This window comes from Pseudomonas sp. ASL3 (assembly GCF_056680425.1).
In genome coordinates this window covers 1,732,725-1,751,240 of the sequence record NZ_CM155281.1, presented here as the reverse complement: position 1 = coordinate 1,751,240, position 18,516 = coordinate 1,732,725, and the positions used below count along the sequence as shown (strand labels likewise).

At 57.8% G+C, this 18,516-nt stretch carries 18 protein-coding genes; 14 read left to right on the top strand and 4 right to left on the bottom strand.

Going from position 1 to position 18,516, the window contains the following annotated elements; translation table 11 throughout:
• Positions 1-4 precede the first annotated feature (4 nt).
• The 13 genes from AC1MEE_RS07930 to AC1MEE_RS07870 all read left to right on the top strand — a co-directional run bounded on the left by AC1MEE_RS07930 (position 5) and on the right by AC1MEE_RS07870 (position 12,718).
• Entirely contained in the window at positions 5-910 is a 906-nt protein-coding gene (locus AC1MEE_RS07930; RefSeq protein WP_480414786.1) for a helix-turn-helix domain-containing protein, read from the top strand.
• 241 nt (positions 911-1,151) lie between these two features.
• Positions 1,152-2,462: an ABC transporter substrate-binding protein gene (locus AC1MEE_RS07925; protein WP_480414785.1), complete on the top strand. Its 1,311-nt coding sequence runs from the start codon at positions 1,152-1,154 to the stop codon at positions 2,460-2,462.
• Between the two features lie 82 nt (positions 2,463-2,544).
• Positions 2,545-3,477 carry a carbohydrate ABC transporter permease gene (locus AC1MEE_RS07920; RefSeq protein ID WP_480414784.1) on the top strand — a complete coding sequence of 311 codons (933 nt, stop codon included), beginning with the start codon at positions 2,545-2,547 and terminating at the stop codon, positions 3,475-3,477.
• A 10-nt stretch (positions 3,478-3,487) separates the two neighbouring features.
• On the top strand, positions 3,488-4,321 hold the full coding sequence (locus AC1MEE_RS07915; RefSeq protein ID WP_480414783.1) for a carbohydrate ABC transporter permease: 834 nt from the start codon (positions 3,488-3,490) through the stop codon (positions 4,319-4,321).
• A 28-nt stretch (positions 4,322-4,349) separates the two neighbouring features.
• Positions 4,350-5,453, top strand: a complete 1,104-nt coding sequence (locus AC1MEE_RS07910; RefSeq protein WP_480414782.1) for an ABC transporter ATP-binding protein — start codon at positions 4,350-4,352, stop codon at positions 5,451-5,453.
• Between the two features lie 14 nt (positions 5,454-5,467).
• Complete coding sequence (locus tag AC1MEE_RS07905; protein ID WP_480414781.1) at positions 5,468-6,949, top strand: mannitol dehydrogenase family protein; 1,482 nt, start codon at positions 5,468-5,470, stop codon at positions 6,947-6,949.
• Between the two features lie 7 nt (positions 6,950-6,956).
• Positions 6,957-8,438 carry a xylulokinase gene (gene xylB, locus AC1MEE_RS07900; RefSeq protein WP_480414779.1) on the top strand — a complete coding sequence of 494 codons (1,482 nt, stop codon included), beginning with the start codon at positions 6,957-6,959 and terminating at the stop codon, positions 8,436-8,438.
• A gap of 34 nt (positions 8,439-8,472) precedes the next feature.
• A complete protein-coding gene (locus AC1MEE_RS07895; RefSeq protein ID WP_480414778.1) occupies positions 8,473-9,417 on the top strand; it encodes a carbohydrate kinase family protein in 945 nt (314 codons plus the stop codon).
• An 80-nt stretch (positions 9,418-9,497) separates the two neighbouring features.
• On the top strand, positions 9,498-9,695 hold the full coding sequence (locus tag AC1MEE_RS07890) for a type II toxin-antitoxin system HicA family toxin (RefSeq protein ID WP_480414777.1): 198 nt from the start codon (positions 9,498-9,500) through the stop codon (positions 9,693-9,695).
• Between the two features lie 20 nt (positions 9,696-9,715).
• Complete coding sequence (locus tag AC1MEE_RS07885) at positions 9,716-10,126, top strand: type II toxin-antitoxin system HicB family antitoxin (RefSeq protein WP_480414775.1); 411 nt, start codon at positions 9,716-9,718, stop codon at positions 10,124-10,126.
• A gap of 275 nt (positions 10,127-10,401) precedes the next feature.
• On the top strand, positions 10,402-11,379 hold the full coding sequence (locus tag AC1MEE_RS07880; RefSeq protein ID WP_480414774.1) for a hypothetical protein: 978 nt from the start codon (positions 10,402-10,404) through the stop codon (positions 11,377-11,379).
• Complete coding sequence (locus tag AC1MEE_RS07875; RefSeq protein ID WP_480414773.1) at positions 11,373-12,134, top strand: hypothetical protein; 762 nt, start codon at positions 11,373-11,375, stop codon at positions 12,132-12,134. The genes AC1MEE_RS07880 and AC1MEE_RS07875 overlap by 7 nt, the downstream gene beginning before the upstream one ends.
• A 77-nt stretch (positions 12,135-12,211) precedes the next feature.
• Entirely contained in the window at positions 12,212-12,718 is a 507-nt protein-coding gene (locus AC1MEE_RS07870) for a DUF1993 domain-containing protein (protein WP_480414771.1), read from the top strand.
• Positions 12,719-12,745: 27 nt separating this feature from the next.
• Here AC1MEE_RS07870 and AC1MEE_RS07865 read toward each other — a convergent pair whose 3' ends face one another.
• The gene (locus AC1MEE_RS07865; protein WP_480414770.1) at positions 12,746-13,786 is read right to left on the bottom strand and encodes an Ldh family oxidoreductase; all 1,041 of its coding nucleotides are present in this window, start codon (positions 13,784-13,786) and stop codon (positions 12,746-12,748) included.
• A gap of 68 nt (positions 13,787-13,854) precedes the next feature.
• Positions 13,855-14,043, bottom strand: a complete 189-nt coding sequence (locus AC1MEE_RS07860; RefSeq protein ID WP_480414769.1) for a hypothetical protein — start codon at positions 14,041-14,043, stop codon at positions 13,855-13,857.
• Positions 14,044-14,311: 268 nt separating this feature from the next.
• On the opposite strand from AC1MEE_RS07860, the gene AC1MEE_RS07855 reads away from it, so the two are divergent.
• The gene (locus AC1MEE_RS07855) at positions 14,312-16,123 is read left to right on the top strand and encodes a monovalent cation:proton antiporter-2 (CPA2) family protein (protein ID WP_480414768.1); all 1,812 of its coding nucleotides are present in this window, start codon (positions 14,312-14,314) and stop codon (positions 16,121-16,123) included.
• Here the strand turns inward: AC1MEE_RS07855 and AC1MEE_RS07850 are convergent.
• Both AC1MEE_RS07850 and AC1MEE_RS07845 read right to left on the bottom strand, forming a co-directional pair.
• A complete protein-coding gene (locus tag AC1MEE_RS07850; protein WP_480414767.1) occupies positions 16,106-16,615 on the bottom strand; it encodes a DUF934 domain-containing protein in 510 nt (169 codons plus the stop codon). The two genes, AC1MEE_RS07855 and AC1MEE_RS07850, sit on opposite strands and share 18 nt — an antisense overlap.
• Positions 16,612-18,288 (bottom strand): nitrite/sulfite reductase, encoded by a 1,677-nt coding sequence (locus AC1MEE_RS07845; protein ID WP_480414766.1) that lies wholly within the window; start codon positions 18,286-18,288, stop codon positions 16,612-16,614. The genes AC1MEE_RS07850 and AC1MEE_RS07845 overlap by 4 nt, the downstream gene beginning before the upstream one ends.
• Positions 18,289-18,516: the final 228 nt, after the last annotated feature.

The window sequence follows — 18,516 nt, the reverse complement described above, 5'->3', positions numbered from 1 at the left end:
ACACATGACTAAAACAACAAGAATCACCGACCCTTCCTACGAGCTGATGGACGACCATAACGGCCTGTCGATCATTTATCGCGAGCATGGTTTCCCTTGTCCGTTGGTGCGCTGGCACTTCCATAAGGAATACGAGTTGCACCTGATCGTTGCCAGTTCCGGCAAGGTGTTCATTGGTGATTACATCGGCAATTTCTACCCGGAGAGTCTATTCCTGACGGGGCCCAACCTGCCGCATAACTGGATCAGCCAGGTCGGTGAGGACGAAGTGGTGCCCAAGCGCGACATGCTGGTGAACTTCACCGACGAGTTGTTCGAGAGCGGCAATCTGGTGTTCTCCGAGCTCAAGACCCTGACCCCACTGCTGGAGCGCGCTCAGTACGGCATCGAGTTTCGCTGCAAGCGCACGATCCGTCAGGCAATGAAACTGATGCAGAAAATCGCCGACAGCAAAGGCATCAGCCGGTTGGGGCATTTTTTCATTCTGTTGGAGCTGCTGGCTGCCAGTGATGATATCCAGTTGCTGTCGGGAACAACCTCGCCGCAATTGGCCGATGAGCACAGCATCGACCGCACCAACCGCGCAGTGGATTACATCTTTGCCCATTACGCGCGCGAACTGCCGCTAGAAGAAGTAGCCGATTACCTGGGCATGAAGCCGACGTATTTTTCCCGGGTGTTCAAGCAGGCAACCGGCCGCTGCTTCGTCGAATTCGTCAACCGTTTGCGCATCAGTAAATCCTGCGAGTTGCTGGCCGATGGCGATAAACCCGTGACCGATGTGTGTTTCGAGTCCGGCTTCAATAACATTTCCAATTTCAACCGGCGCTTCCAACAGCTTAAAGGCATGACACCGTCCCACTATCGTCGCTTGGCCGTGCAGCGCCTGACCGAACAAAACCTGTACTGATTCACCCCTCCTTTACCCACTTCAACTACGCTGGAATCGGCCTATCCCGTGTCGGAGCGGTGTTCCCGTGCATTTTCATTTCTGCCCTGAGTGCAAAATAGTATCGATTTGAGTGCGGCGCAGGATTTGTCATTAAACCCTCAGACCGTTGTAATCAGCTCACAGTCTTCCTTGCCTCCGGAAGATACAAAAACAATAACCGACCTTCTGCAGCTCACTGGGCGCAGGAGAGGAGTGATCGATGAAAATCGCAGCAAACGTTCTACTCGCAAGCACCTGCCTTATCGTCGGCGGTAGCGCCTTCGCTGGCACCGTGACCATTGCCACGGTCAATAACAGCGACATGATCCGCATGCAACGCCTGTCGAAAACCTTCGAAGAAAAGCACCCTGACATCAAGCTCAACTGGGTGGTGCTGGAAGAAAACGTCCTGCGCCAACGCCTGACCACCGACATCGCCACCAAGGGCGGGCAATTCGATGTGCTGACCATCGGTATGTACGAAGCATCACTGTGGGGCGAAAAAGGCTGGCTGGCGCCCATGACTGATCTGCCGGCGAGCTACGCGCTGGATGACGTCTTCCCCTCGGTACGTGACGGCCTTTCGGTCAAAGGCACGCTGTACGCCCTTCCGTTCTACGCCGAAAGCTCGATGACCTATTACCGTAGCGATCTGTTCAAGGATGCCGGGCTGGTCATGCCGGAGCGCCCGACCTGGACCGAGATCGCTGGTTTCGCCGAAAAACTTACCCATCGCGACAAAGAGCAGTACGGCATCTGCCTGCGCGGCAAGGCCGGCTGGGGTGAAAACATGGCGCTGATCAGCACCGTCGCCAACTCGTACGGCGCACGTTGGTTCGATGAGCAATGGAAACCTCAGTTCGATCAACCTGAGTGGAAAAACGCGCTGAACTTTTACGTAGAAACCATGAAGAAGTCCGGCCCGCCCGGTGCCTCCAGCAACGGTTTCAACGAAAACCTGGCCTTGTTCAACAGCGGTAAATGCGCGATATGGGTCGATGCCACCGTTGCGGGCTCTTTCGTGACCGACAAGAGCCAAAGCAAAGTCGCCGACCACGTAGGGTTTACCTACGCACCGCATGAAGTGACCGACAAAGGTTCAGCCTGGTTGTACTCCTGGGCGCTGGCCATCCCGACCAGCGCGAAAAATCAGGCTGACGCCAAAACCTTCAGCACGTGGGCGACGTCCAAGGAATATGCCGCACTGGTCGCCGAGAAAGACGGCGTTGCCAACGTACCGCCAGGCACCCGTGCTTCGACTTACAACGATGCATACATGGCAGCAGCGCCGTTCGCCAAAATCACCCTGGAATCGTTGAAAGCGGTCACACCCAAGACGCCGACGCTCAAGCCTGTGCCATACGTCGGTATCCAGCTGGTGACCATTCCCGAATTCCAGGCAATCGGCACCACGGTCGGCCAGAAATTCTCGGCGGCCCTGGTGGGCACAGCGACGGTCGATGCTGCCCTGACCGACGCGCAGACCTCCACTGAACGAGACATGAAGCGAGCGGGTTATCCGAAGAAATAGTCACGACTGACTGTTGCTTGTGTCGAGGGGAGCCTTGCCTCTCGACACCTTGTTCAAGCTTGCACCCAGGTTCGGAGTCATCATGAATACCTCAGCCGTTAATCCCCGTCTGGACACGTCCAGTCAACAACCCCAGGCCAAACGCCGCTTGGTCAAACCCGGCTGGTTGCTGGTCAGCCCATCAGTGTTGCTGTTGCTGGTGTGGATGATCGTGCCACTGGGCATGACCATTTATTTCTCGCTGATCCGCTACAACCTGCTGTCTCCTGGCGAGAACGAATTCGTCGGTCTGGAAAACTTCATCTACTTCATCACCGACAGCGGCTTCATCCCCGGCGCCACCAACACCTTGTTGCTGGTGGGCAGCGTGCTGGCGATCAGCGTGATTCTGGGTGTGTTGATTTCGGCACTGCTGGAAGCCAGCGAGTTTCTCGGTCGCGGCATCGTCCGAGTGCTATTGATTTCGCCGTTTTTCATCATGCCGACGGTCAGTGCGCTGATCTGGAAAAACCTGATTTTCCATCCGGTCTCCGGGATTCTCGCGGCCATATGGAAGTTCTTCGGCGCGCAACCGGTGGACTGGCTGGCGCACTTCCCGCTGCTGTCGATCATCATCATCGTGTCCTGGCAATGGCTGCCCTTTGCCATTCTGATCCTGATGACCGCCATGCAATCGCTGGATCAGGAGCAGAAAGAAGCTGCGCGTCTGGACGGTGCCGGTCCGCTGGCGATCTTCTGGCACCTGACGCTGCCGCATCTGGCACGGCCGATTGCCGTGGTGATCATGATCGAAACCATCTTTCTGCTGTCGGTGTTCGCCGAAATCTTCACCACCACCAATGGCGGGCCGGGCTACGCGTCGACCAACCTGGCGTACCTGATCTACAACCAGGCGTTGTTGCAGTTCGACGTCGGTATGGCTTCGGCCGGCGGCCTGATTGCCGTGGTCATCGCCAACATTGCCGCGATCATCCTGATTCGGATGATCGGCAAAAACCTCACCGACAAGTCATGAGGGCCTTGCCATGATGACGCTCAAACAATCCCGCCGCATGCAAAGTGTTTTGCTCGGCACCCTGTCCTGGGCCATTGCGGCGCTGGTGTTCTTTCCGATCTTCTGGATGGTGCTGACCAGCTTCAAGACCGAAATCGACGCCTTTGCCACGCCGCCGCAGTTCATCTTCACGCCGACACTGGAAAACTACCTGCACATCCAGGAACGCAGTGACTACTTTCACTTTGCCTGGAACTCGGTGGTCATTTCTTTCAGCGCCACCATTCTGTGCCTGCTGATCGCGGTGCCAGCGGCCTACTCCATGGCCTTCTTCGAGACCAAACAGACCAAGCGCACGCTGTTGTGGATGCTCTCGACCAAGATGTTGCCGCCGGTGGGCGTCCTGATGCCGATCTACCTGTTGGCCAAGACGTTCGGCCTGCTGGATACACGATTCGCGCTGATCGTCATCTACACCCTGATCAACCTGCCGATCGTGGTCTGGATGATCTACACCTACTTCAAGGACATTCCGCCGGACATTCTCGAGGCCGCGCGTCTGGATGGCGCCACGACCCTGCAGGAAATCTTCCGCGTGTTGGTGCCGATCTGCAAAGGCGGCCTGGCGTCCACAGCACTGTTGTCACTGATCCTGTGCTGGAACGAGGCCTTCTGGTCACTCAACCTGACCTCCTCCAACGCCGCGCCGCTGACCGCGCTGATTGCCTCGTATTCAAGCCCCGAAGGTTTGTTCTGGGCCAAGCTTTCCGCAGTCTCGACCCTGGCGTGCGCGCCGATCCTGATCTTCGGTTGGATCAGCCAAAAACAACTGGTTCGCGGCCTGTCTTTCGGCGCCGTCAAATAGTCTCTCAAGAATAAGACTGGAGGCCATCATGGCTAACCTGAGCATCAGAAATCTGCAAAAAGGCTTCGACGGTAACGCCATCATCCAAGGCATCGACCTGGATGTTCGCGATAAGGAGTTCGTGGTGTTCGTCGGCCCGTCAGGTTGTGGCAAGTCGACCCTGCTGCGCTTGATCGCCGGGCTTGAAGAGGTCACCGCCGGCACCATCGAACTCGATGGCCGCGACATCACCCAGGTCACCCCGGCCAAGCGCGATCTGGCCATGGTTTTCCAGACCTACGCCCTGTACCCGCACATGACCGTACGCAAGAACATGTCCTTTGCCCTCGATCTGGCGGGCGGCGACAAGGCCGAGATTAAACGCAAGGTCAGCGAGGCCGCACGTATTCTGCAGCTGGAACCGTTGCTGGAGCGTAAGCCGAAACAACTGTCCGGCGGTCAGCGTCAACGCGTGGCGATTGGCCGGGCCATCGTGCGCAACCCGAAGATCTTCCTGTTCGACGAACCCTTGTCCAACCTCGATGCCGCCCTGCGTGTGCAGACCCGACTGGAACTGTCGCGCCTGCATAAAGAACTGCAAGCAACCATGATCTATGTGACCCACGATCAGGTCGAAGCCATGACCCTGGCCGATAAGGTCGTGGTCCTCAACGGCGGCAAAGTGGAACAGGTCGGCTCGCCCCTGGAGCTGTACCATCATCCGGCCAACCTGTTCGTCGCAGGCTTTCTGGGCACGCCCAAAATGGGTTTCCTCAAGGGCACCATCAGCCGCATCGGTAGCAACGGCTGCGAAGTCGCTCTGGACGCCGGAACCAAAGTCAATCTGCCGTTGAGCGGCGCCAACTTGAGTGTCGGCAGCGCGGTGACCCTGGGGATTCGCCCGGAGCACTTGAATATCGCCAAGGATGGCGACTGCCAGATGCAGGTGATTGCTGACGTCAGCGAGCGCCTGGGCAGCGACACCTATTGCCATGTGCGTACCGCTTCAGGCGAAGCCCTGACCATGCGTATCCGCGGGGATCTGGCCAGTAAATATGGCGAGACACTGAACCTGCATCTGGATAGCGCCCACTGCCATTTGTTCGACGCCCAGGGCCTGGTGATCACCAAAGCCTTGCAGGTCGCCGCCTAAGCGAGATCGTTACCATGAAGCTCAACAAGCAGAACCTTTCGCAACTGGCAAAGCACATCGCCCGACCTGCCTACTCACCGAGCGAAACGCGTCAGGGCATCGCCCACATCGGTGTTGGCGGTTTTCATCGCGCGCATCAGGCGTTCTATACCGACGCGTTGATGAACGTTGGCGAAGGTCTTGACTGGAGCATCTGCGGGATCGGCTTGCGCCCGGAGGATCGCGCCGTGCGTGACGCCCTCGCAGGACAGGACTACCTCTATACGCTCTATGAGCTAGGCGACACTTACGACACCGAAACCCGCATCATCGGCGCTATCAGCGACATGTTGCTGGCTGAAGATGGCGTACAGAGGCTGATCGACAAACTGGCCAGTCCCGAGATTCGTATCGTCTCGCTGACGATCACCGAGGGCGGCTATTGCATCGACGATAGCAACGGCGAGTTCATGGCGCACTTGCCGCAAATCCAGCACGATCTGGCGCACCCGACCGCGCCAAAAACCGTGTTCGGCCTGCTCTGCGCGGCCCTGGCTAAACGCCGCGCGAACGCTACGCCAGCCTTTACTTTGATGTCGTGTGACAACCTGCCGCACAACGGCGCCGTCGCGCGCAAGGCCTTGCTGGCCTTCGCCGCCCTGCGCGACGCCGATCTGCATGACTGGATCGCCACCAACGTCAGCTTCCCCAACGCCATGGTCGACCGCATCACGCCGATGACCAGTACTGCCCACCGACTTCAGTTACATGATGAAGAAGGTATCGACGACGCCTGGCCGGTGGTCTGCGAACCGTTCGTGCAATGGGTGTTGGAAGACACCTTCGTCAACGGTCGCCCGGCCTGGGAAAAGGTCGGCGTGCAGTTCACCGACGACGTGACACCTTACGAAGAGATGAAAATCAAACTACTCAATGGCAGTCACCTGGCGCTGACCTATCTGGGCTTTTTGCAAGGCTACCGCTTCGTCCACGAGACCATGGAGGATCCGCTGCTTGTCCAGTACATCCGCGCCTATATGGACCTTGATGTCACGCCACAATTGGCTTCGGTGCCGGGCATCGATCTTGAAAGCTACAAGGACACGCTGATTGAACGCTTCTCCAATCGAGCGATTGCTGACCAGTTGGCGCGGGTTTGCTCGGATGGCTCGTCGAAGTTTCCCAAGTTCACTGTCCCGACCATCAATCGTCTGATTCTCGATCAGCGCAACCTCGACCGCGCGTCGCTGGTGGTGGCGGCCTGGGCCTTGTACCTCAAGGGCGAGGATGAAGCCGGCAATATCTACCCAATCCCCGACCCGCGGTCTGAGTTCTGTCAGGCATTGGTCGCCGACGATGTACTGATCACCCAGCGCTTGCTGGAGGTTGAAGAGATATTTGGCACGGCGATTCCACAGTCCGCCGAGTTTGTCGCCGCGTTCGAACATAACCTCAACAGCCTGCGGGAACTGGGCGTCAGCAAGACCCTGGAAAATCTGCTGGCCAAAGAAGGCTGAGGTGCCCATGTTTCTCGGTATCGATTGCGGCACCCAAGGCACCAAGGCGATTGTCCTCGACGCAGCAAGCGGTAAGGTCCTTGGCCAGGGCTCGGCGGCGCACAGCCTGATCAGCGCCGCCAACGGCCGGCGCGAGCAGGATGTACAGCAGTGGCTGACGGCGTTCGAACACGCCACCCATGGCGCGTTGGCAGAAGCAGGCGTCAGCGGGTTGCAGATTCAGGCAATCGGCGTTTCCGGGCAGCAGCACGGACTGGTGTTGCTTGATCAATACGGCGAGGTGTTACGCCCGGCCAAGCTGTGGTGTGACACCGAGTCCGCCTCGGAAAACGATCGACTGCTGGACTATCTCGGTGGCGAAGCCGGTTCTCTGGCGCGCCTGGGCGTTGCCATTGCACCGGGCTATACCGTGTCGAAACTGCTTTGGACCAAGGAGCAGCATCCCGAGCTTTTCGAGCGCATTGACAAGATCCTGCTGCCCCACGATTACCTCAACTACTGGCTGACCGGACGCTGTTGCAGCGAATTCGGCGATGCGTCCGGCACCGGCTACTTCAACGTGCGCACCCGCCGTTGGGACGTGGCGCTGCTCGAACATATCGACCCCAGCGGCCGCTTGAGCCGCGCGTTGCCGCAGCTGATCGAAGCACAGCAAGCCGTAGGCACGATTCGTCCGCAGATCGCCCAACGGCTGGGGCTTAACCCGCACGCCATTGTCGCCAGCGGTGGTGGCGACAACATGATGGGCGCCATCGGCACCGGCAATATCCAGCCAGGTTCCATCACCATGAGCCTGGGTTCCTCGGGCACGGTGTACGCCTATGCCGACCAGCCACAGGTCAGCGATCAAGCCTCCGTGGCGACCTTCTGTTCTTCTTCTGGCGGTTGGCTGCCGTTGATCTGCACCATGAACCTGACCAACGCCACCAGCGCAATTCGCGAACTGTTCGCGCTGGACATAGACGGCTTCAACCGCTCGATTACCCAGGCGCCGATCGGCGCTGAAGGCGTGTTGATGCTGCCCTTTCTCAACGGTGAGCGAGTGCCCGCCCTGCCCCATGCCACCGGCAGTATTCTGGGGCTCGACAGCACCAACCTGAGCCAGGCCAACCTGTGCCGGGCGGTAGTCGAGGGCACCACCTTTGGCTTGCGCTACGGCCTGGACCTGCTGCGCGCCAATGGCATCAAGAGCGAGGCCATCCGTTTGATCGGCGGCGGCGCGAAAAGCGCAGTCTGGCGGCAAATCGTCGCTGACATCATGGACACTCCCGTCATCTGTACCGAACACAGCGAAGCGGCGGCACTCGGCGCAGCGATTCAGGCAGCGTGGTGCTGGTCCGAAGAAATGGGGCAGAATCAGGGGTTGCAAGCATTGTGTCAGCGCTGCGTCAGCCTCGATGCAAACAGCGAAACGCAGCCAATCCGCGAGAATGTCGTTGCTTATCAGCAGGTCTATGACCGCTATCGCACTCACTTACCGGCACTTTAAACGCCGTGGACCCCCTTATGTTGATGGAGCGTTTATGTTTCTAGTCTGTGGCGAAGCGCTGTTCGATTTTTTCAGCCAACCGGATAGCAGCGGGCAAAGCAATAAACTGGGCTTCCAGGCCATTGCCGGCGGCTCACCGTTCAACGTCGCGGTGGGGCTAAGCCGTTTGGGAATCGATGCGGCTTTCTTTGCCGGGCTCTCCACCGACTATCTGGGCCGGCGCCTGCGCACGGTGCTCGATGAAGAAGGTGTGCGACCCTACTACCTGATCGACTTCGACGCACCCACCACGTTGGCGATGGTCGCTGTGGGTGCCGACGGTTCACCTCACTACAGCTTTCGCGGCGAAGGCTGCGCCGACCGACAATTGCAACATCAACACCTGCCGACGCTGAATGAGCAGGTGCGCGGCATTCATGTTGGCTCGTTTTCGTTGGTCGTGCGCCCTGTCGCCGACACCTTGCTGGCACTGGTCGAGCGCGAAAGCAATCAACGCCTGATCACCCTGGACCCGAACGTGCGCCTGAATCCGGAGCCGAATATCCAGCGCTGGCGCGAGCAAATCGCCGCGTTTGCCGAGCACGCACACATTATCAAGGTCAGCGACGAAGACCTGTCCCTGCTCTACCCGGATCGCGACCCACAGAGCGTGGCTCAGGGCTGGTTGAACAAACGCTGCCAACTGGTGTTCCTGACCCGCGGGAGCCAGGGCGCCAGCGTCTTCACCCGGCAACATGGAAGCTGGTCGGTGCCCGCCCGTGACGTCATCACGGCCGACACGGTCGGCGCAGGCGATACCTTCCAGGCCGCACTGATCACCTTCCTTAGCGAACGCCAACTCGACGCCCCGGACAAACTGGAATCGCTGTCTCGAGAGCTTATCGACGACATGCTCACATTCGCCGTAGCCGCCGCCGCACTGACCTGCACCAAGGTTGGGCCGGATTTGCCGTATCGGGAGCAGCTGGGTAAATTATAACTCTGGATACATCTTTTCTATTGCCTTAAGATAACCCCAGCCACACCATTCAGCGCTATCTGATTCAAAAGGAGCTGATGGTGAAGAGCAGGGAGTTGATAGCAGAACTTGAAGCGGCAGGCTGGACGCTTCAAAGGATCAAAGGCAGTCACCACATTTTTACGCACCCCTGCAACCCAAACACAATCCCTGTCCCCCACCCGAAAAAGGATTTGCCGGTCGGGACAGTTCGAAGCATCAGGAGGCGCGCATGGTTGATCCAGCCCAGCCTTGCCTGACACTTTTGCAGGAGAGCACCATGCAATACCCAATCGCCATAGAATGGGGTGACGAAAACACCGCCATCGGCATTCATATTCCCGACATCCCTGGTGCAGTGACCGCAGGCGATACCTTCGAAGACGCCTACAACGCAGCCATAGAAATCGCCCACATCATGCTCGAGGAAATGGCAGCTAACGGTCACGCCGTGCCCATGCCTACATCGGCCATGGACCATCACAACCACCCCGACTACGCCGCAATGGGCTGGGGCATGCTGGAAATCGATATCTCGCCTTATCTGGGCAAGACCGAAAAGGTCAACGTCACCCTCCCCGGCTTCGTCATCCAACGCATCGACCGCTATGTCCGCGACCACAACATCAAAAGTCGCTCGTCCTTCATTGCTGACGCAGCGATGGAGAAATTGAGCCGGCCTTACGGATGAATCCATTCAAACAGGAGCTAAAGAACATGGCAGTTGATTGCGAAAACATCGAGCAAGTCCGCGGGTATAGCACCGAAGCGGGCATGGGAGGTGGCGGGCGTTGCGGCCGGGCAAACCGTACTGATTGAAACGTTGGTATGGGGTGTGATGTACAGGGTGCCAATGGGCACGATGGTGACAGTTTTGCGCGAAAGGAATCACCGCAATGTAACATTGTTTTTGCACGTTAACATCAACGATGTTAACGTGCAGATATTAAGTTATATAGCGCTCCCATGAACATCTTTGACAGCACACAACATTACCTTCAAACGCTGTTCGGTTTATCCATTCAAATGGAGCGCTGGGCCGCAGATGGCGCGTTGCCTTATTTCCTGATCGACACCTACGAATTCCGCCTGATCCGACTTCTGGACACGCCCTGTTTACTCATGCGGTTTCGCGCCGACTATCCGGGGTTAGTGCAGGTTAAAAAACATATTCGGACGGTGAGAAACCTCACTGATGTCACGCCGGTATTGTTGTTCGAGGAGTTGGCCTCGTATGAGCGCAAAACATTGATCGATGGGCAGGTGTCCTTTGTCGTGCCAGGCAACCAGACTTACATCCCCGAACTGGCCGTGGATCTACGCGAGTATTTCAGAAAGAAAGAGGCAAAGGATAACGTGCGGGTGTCTCCCGCGACTCAAGCGCTGTTGATTCGAGCCTTACTCGGTGTATGGCAACAAAAAAACCATCCAAGCCTGCTGGGTGCAGAGCTGGGTTATACCGAAATGACCCTTTCCCGCGCAGCCAAAGAAATGATTGGTTTCAACATCGCGCAACCGATAACCCAGGGGCGAGAGCGCTGGGTGGAGTTTTTTGCTAAGAGCCCTCAAGAACTTTGGACGCAAATACGTCCGCTGCTTTCGACACCGGTAAAAAAGCAGCTGTACGGTGACCTCGATTCGTCTTCAAGGAAAATCCGTGCAGGTGAAACCTTGCTTGCCACACGAACGATGCTCACAGCCGCATCGCGAACAACAGTGGCTACCAACACTGAAATCATCAAGATCGCTAAGGGTTCGGGGCAGGAGTTTTCAGCAATGGATCAACGGCAGCCGCTCATGATCGAGGTTTGGAGCTATTCACCCTGGCTCCTGCCAAACGCTGAAGAGGCAGATCCTTTTTCGCTAATACTCAGCCTCCAGGGCCACCCTGACGAACGCGTACAAATGGCATTGGCCGATTTTGAGGAAAATATCGAATGGTAAGAGGACTGGATGTCTTCACCCGTTTCTTTGCGGATTTTACTGACCGCTACGTTCTTATTGGCGGCGTTGCGAGTGCCAAAGTCATGGATGAGGCGGGCCTTGCTTTCAGGGCAACCAAGGACTTGGATATCGTTCTGATTATCGAAGCGCTGGATGCCAACTTCGCAGAAATCTTCTGGCAGTTCATTGCAGCCGGTCATTATCAGATCGCTCAGCGCAGTGATGGTGCGCCGCAGTTTTATCGATTCCAGAAGCCACAGGATGAGAGCTTCCCTCTCATGCTGGAGCTTTTTTCTCGCATTCCCGACGGGTTGATCTTGATGCCTGGAGCCGAACTTTCACCCATTCCCGTTGACGAGGCTGTATCAAGCCTTTCGGCAATCTTGCTGGATGAGGATTATTACAACTTCATTATTACCGGCAGGCAGACTGCTGATGGTTTGTCCTTCATAGGCCCAGAACGGTTGATTCCCCTCAAGGCCAATGCCTGGCTGGATCTGAGCCGACGCAAGCTCGAAGGACAGGATGTCGATAGTAGAAATATCAAAAAGCACCGCAACGATGTGTTGCGCATTTCTCAATTGCTAAGTCCAGCGGCACAAATCGAGTTACCCGAGCGGGTCGCTGCCGATCTAGACCAATTTCTCACAAGGCTTGCCCACGAGAATATCGACCTGAAACAGCTGAACATTTCGGGAGGGGATTTACCCACATTGATCGCCCGCATTCGTCCGTCATTCAAGCTCACCGCATGAGCACCTTGCCAAATGCTCGTCAAGGATCGACGATTGTCAGTCGATACATCCCCTTATCGAACGTTTGAGGAATCAGCATGAGCCTGTCTTATTACCAACTGTCTGTTCCGGTGTTTTTGCGCGGTCTCAACAATCTCTCGACGTTGCTGGATAAGGCAGTCGACCACTCCAGCGCCAATGGCATGGAGATCGACGAGCTGTTGCAGGCCCGTCTCGCGCCCGACATGTTTAACCTGATTGGTCAGGTCCAGAGCGCCAGCGATGCTGCGAAATTCTGTACTGCGCGGCTGGCCGGCGTACAGGCGCCGAGCTTTCCCGATACCGAAACCACCCTTGAGCAACTGCGAGAGCGCATTGCCAATACACAAACCTTCATGCATAGCCTGACGCCTGAGCAATACCAGGCCAATGCCGGCAACACGGTGATCGTCAAGACCCCGAGCCAGGCGCTAACCTTCAGCCAGCAGGATTACCTGTTGAATTTCGCCCTGCCAAACTTCTATTTCCACCTGACCACGGCCTACGACATCCTGCGCCACAAAGGCGTGGCTGTCGGCAAGATGGACTATCTGGGCGGGCTTTGAGTCCCACCCCACCCTCTAGACGTGATCCTAAACCCCCGCCAGCTCCCGCAACCGTGCCAGTTCAGCCACAGGAATGTCGATACCCTGGGTTTGGGCCTTGGCGCGTTGCAGGTAGCGGCGGTCGCCGGGCATGCGCTCCTGACCGACGCCGTGCATCTGCCGGACCAACTCCTCACTGCGCTCGGCAAAGTTCTGCCCGGTGCCCTTGTTCGGGTCGATGACGATAAACAGTTGGCCCGTCCAGGGGGTTTGCGCGCCAGGATGTTTGGACCAGTCGAACTCGAAGGAGAAGTTGCCGCCCGTGAGCCCGGCCGCGAGCAGTTCGACCATCATCGACAGCGCTGAGCCCTTATAGCCACCAAACGGCAGCAGCGCGCCGCCATCGAGGATGGCCTTGGGGTCCTCGGTCGGTTGTCCAGCGCGATCCACGCCCATGCCGGCTGGCAGCATTGCACCCTTGCGGGCGGCGATCTGCACGTCACCGTTGGCGATGGCGCTGGTGGCCAGGTCGAACACAATCGGATCGCCACCGGCACGCGGTGCGGCAAACGCAATGGGATTGGTGCCGAACAACGGGCGCTGTGCACCATGAGGCACCACGCACGTCATACTGTTGACCACGCTTAACGCCACCAGCCCTTCACGTGCGAACGGCTCGACATCGGGCCACAGAGCAGCGAAATGGTGCGAGTTGCGAATCGCCAGGACAGCGATCCCGGCATTTTTAGCCTTTTCCACCAGCAACGACCTGGCTGCTGCCAATGCCGGTTGAGCAAATCCATTGGCCGCATCGACCCGGATAAACGCAGCCCCGACGTCCTCGACCTTGGGCACAGCCTTACCGTCCACCCAACCACTGGCCAGGGTTGAAAGGTAACCGGCAATGCGAAAAATACCGTGGCTATGGGCACCGTCACGCTGAGCGCTGGCGCAATTTTCGGCCAGGATACTGGCCACTTCCGGGGAGGTGCCGTTGCGTTGGAAGATCTGGCGCAGCAGCTCGACCAACTCAGGGAAGGAAATGTTTTGCGTCTCGACCTGGACAGCGGTATCGCCGGATGCAGACATTTGAAACTCCGATGTATTTATTGGGAGGTAATGGCGCTACTCATTGATCCCGCGCCTGTCGATAGACGTCAGGGTTTGACCTTGCGGCGCATGAACCCGTTGATGATCACCACCAGCACCGCAACGGCGATGGCGATGTATTGAAAGGTCTTCTCGGTGATCACGCCGCTGTTCTGTAGATGCGACAAGCCCAGCATGATCGCCAGCACCGTGAGGGCGATCAGAATCGAATACGTCAAACGCTGTTTGTTGGTCATTGCGGTTTCCTGAATGCTCGTAGAGATCATTTGTTCTGCACAAATGCGACCCTATGTTACCGCTGATTTAGTCCGCTCTCGTAGCGGGATTTTTTATCCATCACTCCCGAGAGCGAATACTCAACCACGCATTAATCCGATAGAGCGACTGCCGTGATCAACCAGTGATCCCGATCAGCACTCAATGAACGCTGATGAGGTAAACCTCCCATGATTTAATGCCCCACTATTCCAGTTGATCAAACCGTAACGAATCCAGGAGCTCACCATGCCCCACGAAGGCAATCTGCTGCAGGCCGCCGTTGTGTTTCTGCTCGCTGCAGTATTGACCGTGCCGCTGGCCAAACGTCTGCAATTGGGCGCCGTGCTGGGGTATCTGTTTGCCGGAGTCATCATCGGGCCGTCAGTGCTGGGCCTGATCGGCAATCCACAAAGCGTCAGTCATATTTCCGAGCTGGGCGTGGTCCTGCTGCTGTTCATCATCGGCCTTGAGCTCTCGCCACGTCGCTTGTGGGTGATGCGCAAGGCAGTGTTTGGCGTCGGGCTGGCGCAGGTGCTGCTGACTGGAATGGTCATTGGCAGCGTCGCCCTGTTTGCCTTCGGCCAGCCGCTGAACAGCGCGGTGGTGTTGGGTCTGGGGTTGGCGCTGTCATCTACCGCCTTCGGCCTGCAAAGCCTGGCCGAGCGCAAGGAATTGAACAGCCCTCATGGACGTCTGGCCTTCGCCATCCTGCTGTTTCAGGACATCGCGGCAATTCCGTTGATCGCCATGGTGCCGTTGCTCGCCGGCGTCGATCACAACGCCAGCACCGCCGATGACCTGGCCCACGGCCTGCGGGTGTTGGGCAGTATCGCGATTGTGGTGGTCGGTGGGCGTTACCTGTTGAAACCGGTGTTTCGTATCGTCGCCAAGACCGGTTTGCAGGAGGTCTCGACCGCCACCGCACTGTTGGTGGTGATCGGCACCGCCTGGCTGATGGATCTTGTGGGCGTGTCGATGGCCCTCGGTGCGTTTCTCGCAGGACTGCTGTTGGCCGACTCCGAATACCGTCATGAGCTGGAATCGCAGATAGAACCCTTCAAAGGCTTGTTGCTCGGATTGTTTTTCATCAGCGTTGGCATGGGCGCCAATATCAGCCTGCTCTTCAGCGCTCCGATGACGGTGCTGGGCCTGACACTGCTGCTGATTCTAATCAAACTGCCGTTGCTGTTTTGCATCGGGCGCCTGGCCAGTGGCCTGGGCCTGAGAAGCGCGTTACGTCTGGGCGTAGTATTGGCTGCCGGAGGTGAGTTTGCTTTCGTGGTGTTCACGATCGGCCGCGATCAAGGACTGTTCGAGGCGCGGCTGTACGACATTCTGGTACTGACCATTACCCTGTCCATGGCGCTGACACCGTTGTTGTTGCTGCTGATTTCGCGATTGCTCAAACCTAAACCCACCCCGCAGGTGGTGCCGGACGAGTACCGTGATATCGACAGCGATTCACCGCGTGTGGTGATCGCTGGCATGGGCCGTATGGGCCAGATCATTTCGCGGATACTGCGGGCGCAAAAAATCCCCTTCGTGGCGCTGGACACCTCCGTGGAATCCATCGAATTTTCCCGCAGTTTCGGCCATATACCGGCGTTCTACGGCGACCCGTTGCGCCCGGAGATCCTGCGCGCGGCGAAAGTCGATCAAGCCGAATTTTTCATCATCGCCACCGACGATCCGGACACCAACATCAAGACTGCCGAGCTGGTGCGCAAGCTGTACCCGCACATGAAAATCATCGCCCGGGCGCGCAACCGTCAGCATGTGCACCGACTGATGGACGTGGGCGCTCAAGCGGTACGGGAAACCTTTTATTCCAGCCTGGAGATGAGCCGACGTACGTTGGTGGGGCTGGGCCTTAGCCAGACTCAAGCCGATGCACGGATCAGCCGCTTCAAGCGCCACGATGAGCAGCTGCTGGCCGCCCAGCATCTGGTCTATGACGACGCCGCGAAAGTATTGCAGACCGCCCGCGAAGCCCGAACCGAACTGGAGAAGTTGTTCGAAGCGGACCGGCTGCAAGAGGAGTCAGCGACGCCTGAATAGCGGCCGTGGCTCGATCGCGGAGCGGCCATACGCAACACTGACGCCGGCCAGGCCCTTGAGCGCATCTTCGATCGATTTATCCTCGCGCACGGCAAAACAATCGAAGCCGCACTGGCGCATATGGCTGAGTTGATCGCGCAACACATCGCCAATGGCCCGTAGCTCACCTCCCCAGCCAAGGCGGGTGCGCAGCAGGTACGCTTGACTGTAACCCCGACCATCGCGAAAGCTGGGGAAGTCCACGGCAATCAATGGCAATACCGACAGAACCGGTTTCAAGGTTTCGACTTCGTCATCGGGCCCAAGCCAGACTCCGTCAAGACTCAAGCGCTCACCGGCCAGAGTCGCTCGATCCTGACGCGACCACCAACGGGACACTGGCAATAACAATGGCCCGCTCGGCAGTTCCCCTTGTGCTTCGCGAATCAGCGTCCACGGATCGAGGGCCGCGACATGCGCCAGGCCCGCTTTAAGTTTCAGCACATTGTTCACGGTGCCACCTCGGCTTCGACTTTCTTGTAGACGCGTTCTTTGAAGGGCTCCAGACCGATGCGATTGACGGTCTGCACGAAGCTCTCCTCGCTTTCCCGGTAATCGCTGAAGGTAGAGACGATCATTTCGATCACGTCCGGGACCTGGTCGGCACTGAAAGACGGCCCGATCACTTTGCCCAAGGCAGCCGCCTTACCTTGAGAGCCACCGAGGGTAATCTGATACCACTCGCTGCCATTTTTATCGACGCCCAGAATGCCGATATTGCCAATGTGATGGTGGCCGCAGGCGTTCATGCAGCCGGAGATATTCAGGCTGACCTCACCCAGATCGTGCAGATAATCCAGGTCGTCGAAACGCTGTTGAATGGCTTGCGCAATCGGGATCGACTTGGCATTGGCCAACGCGCAGAAGTCGCCGCCCGGGCAGGCGATGATGTCGGTCAACAGCCCAATGTTGGCGGCGCCCAGCCCGCTTTCGGAGGCGAGGCACCACAGCGCATGCAAATCGGATTTGCGAACGTCCGGTAAAACGATGTTCTGTTCATGGGCAATGCGGATTTCACCGAACCCGAACAATTGCGACCAATCGGCCACCGCGTCCATTTGCTCCGCGGTCACGTCCCCCGGCGGTGCGCTGATTCCGGGTTTGGTCGACAGCACCACGCTGACATAGCCGGGGATTTTATGCGGCTGCACATTGCGTGAGACCCAGCGCGCGAACGCAGGGCTTTGCGTCAGATGCGAACCGAAGTCCAGATCGGTGTCCGACAACCTGGCGTAGGCCGGGGCTACGAAGGCTGAGGCGACACGCTGAAACTCCTCATCCGTCAGCTGCGCCGGGCCGTCTTTGATGTATTGCCACTCTTGCTCGACTTCGCGGGAAAAGGCGTCGATGCCCAAGGCTTTGACCAGAATCTTGATCCGCGCCTTGTACTTGTTGTCCCGCCGCCCATGTCGGTTATAAACCCGCAACACCGCTTCGACATACGACAGCAGGTGCTGCCAGGGCAAACCTTCACGGATTTGCAGCCCGAGAATCGGTGTACGCCCCAACCCGCCACCGACCAGCACCCGCAGCAGCATCTGTCCGGCCTCGTCGCGGTACAGGTACAGCCCGATGTCATGCATCTGAATCGCCGCCCGATCCTGCTCTGCTGAACAGATAGCGATCTTGAATTTGCGCGGTAGAAACAGGAACTCCGGGTTGATGGTCGACCATTGCCGCAGGATCTCGGCCAGCGGACGCGGGTCGAGCAACTCGTCGGCGGCGACCCCGGCGAAGGCTTCGGTGGTGATATTGCGCACACAGTTACCGGACGTCTGGATTGCGTGCATCTCGACACCGGCCAGGCGCTCGAGAATGTCCGGCACCTGCGCCAGCTCGATCCAGTTGAACTGCATGTTCTGCCGAGTGGTGAAATGGCCGTACCCACGATCGTAATCGCGGGCGATGCTGGCCAACGTGCGCATTTGCCCGGCGCTCAAGGTGCCGTACGGAATGGCCACCCGCAGCATGTAAGCGTGCTTTTGCAGGTACAGGCCATTTTGCAGGCGTAGCGGCAGAAACTCTTCTTCGCTTAGATCGCCACTCTGGAAGCGCTGCACCTGATCACGAAACTGCGCGACCCGTTCAAAGACCAACGCACGGTCGTACTCGTCGTATTGATACATCGTTCACCCCCTCAAGCTCATCAGTGCTGGCTGCCTTCTTCGCAGGTCGAGGCAGTTGTCGAGACTTGAGACTATGGCGAAGGACAGCGGCGCAAAACAGCTTCAGGCTGGGTAAAAAAAACCGTATCAGACACTTTGATTTCGGGTCGTCTGCTCCGCTTTTCTTTGCGTTTTCTGAGTCTGTTTTGTTGGCCTCACAGTTTCTACAGTGCAGCCTCGTGCCAGACC

Excerpts from the sequence above, each read along its gene's own strand:
- xylB (WP_480414779.1), top strand. The coding sequence starts at position 6,957 with ATGTTTCTCGGTATCGATTGCGGCACCCAAGGCACCAAGGCGATTGTC.
- AC1MEE_RS07930 (WP_480414786.1), top strand. The coding sequence starts at position 5 with ATGACTAAAACAACAAGAATCACCGACCCTTCCTACGAGCTGATGGAC.
- AC1MEE_RS07925 (WP_480414785.1), top strand. The coding sequence starts at position 1,152 with ATGAAAATCGCAGCAAACGTTCTACTCGCAAGCACCTGCCTTATCGTC.
- AC1MEE_RS07875 (WP_480414773.1), top strand. The coding sequence starts at position 11,373 with ATGGTAAGAGGACTGGATGTCTTCACCCGTTTCTTTGCGGATTTTACT.
- AC1MEE_RS07915 (WP_480414783.1), top strand. The coding sequence starts at position 3,488 with ATGATGACGCTCAAACAATCCCGCCGCATGCAAAGTGTTTTGCTCGGC.
- AC1MEE_RS07865 (WP_480414770.1), bottom strand. The coding sequence starts at position 13,786 with ATGTCTGCATCCGGCGATACCGCTGTCCAGGTCGAGACGCAAAACATT.
- AC1MEE_RS07895 (WP_480414778.1), top strand. The coding sequence starts at position 8,473 with ATGTTTCTAGTCTGTGGCGAAGCGCTGTTCGATTTTTTCAGCCAACCG.
- AC1MEE_RS07880 (WP_480414774.1), top strand. The coding sequence starts at position 10,402 with ATGAACATCTTTGACAGCACACAACATTACCTTCAAACGCTGTTCGGT.
- AC1MEE_RS07920 (WP_480414784.1), top strand. The coding sequence starts at position 2,545 with ATGAATACCTCAGCCGTTAATCCCCGTCTGGACACGTCCAGTCAACAA.
- AC1MEE_RS07860 (WP_480414769.1), bottom strand. The coding sequence starts at position 14,043 with ATGACCAACAAACAGCGTTTGACGTATTCGATTCTGATCGCCCTCACG.
- AC1MEE_RS07845 (WP_480414766.1), bottom strand. The coding sequence starts at position 18,288 with ATGTATCAATACGACGAGTACGACCGTGCGTTGGTCTTTGAACGGGTC.
- AC1MEE_RS07855 (WP_480414768.1), top strand. The coding sequence starts at position 14,312 with ATGCCCCACGAAGGCAATCTGCTGCAGGCCGCCGTTGTGTTTCTGCTC.
- AC1MEE_RS07910 (WP_480414782.1), top strand. The coding sequence starts at position 4,350 with ATGGCTAACCTGAGCATCAGAAATCTGCAAAAAGGCTTCGACGGTAAC.
- AC1MEE_RS07885 (WP_480414775.1), top strand. The coding sequence starts at position 9,716 with ATGCAATACCCAATCGCCATAGAATGGGGTGACGAAAACACCGCCATC.
- AC1MEE_RS07870 (WP_480414771.1), top strand. The coding sequence starts at position 12,212 with ATGAGCCTGTCTTATTACCAACTGTCTGTTCCGGTGTTTTTGCGCGGT.
- AC1MEE_RS07905 (WP_480414781.1), top strand. The coding sequence starts at position 5,468 with ATGAAGCTCAACAAGCAGAACCTTTCGCAACTGGCAAAGCACATCGCC.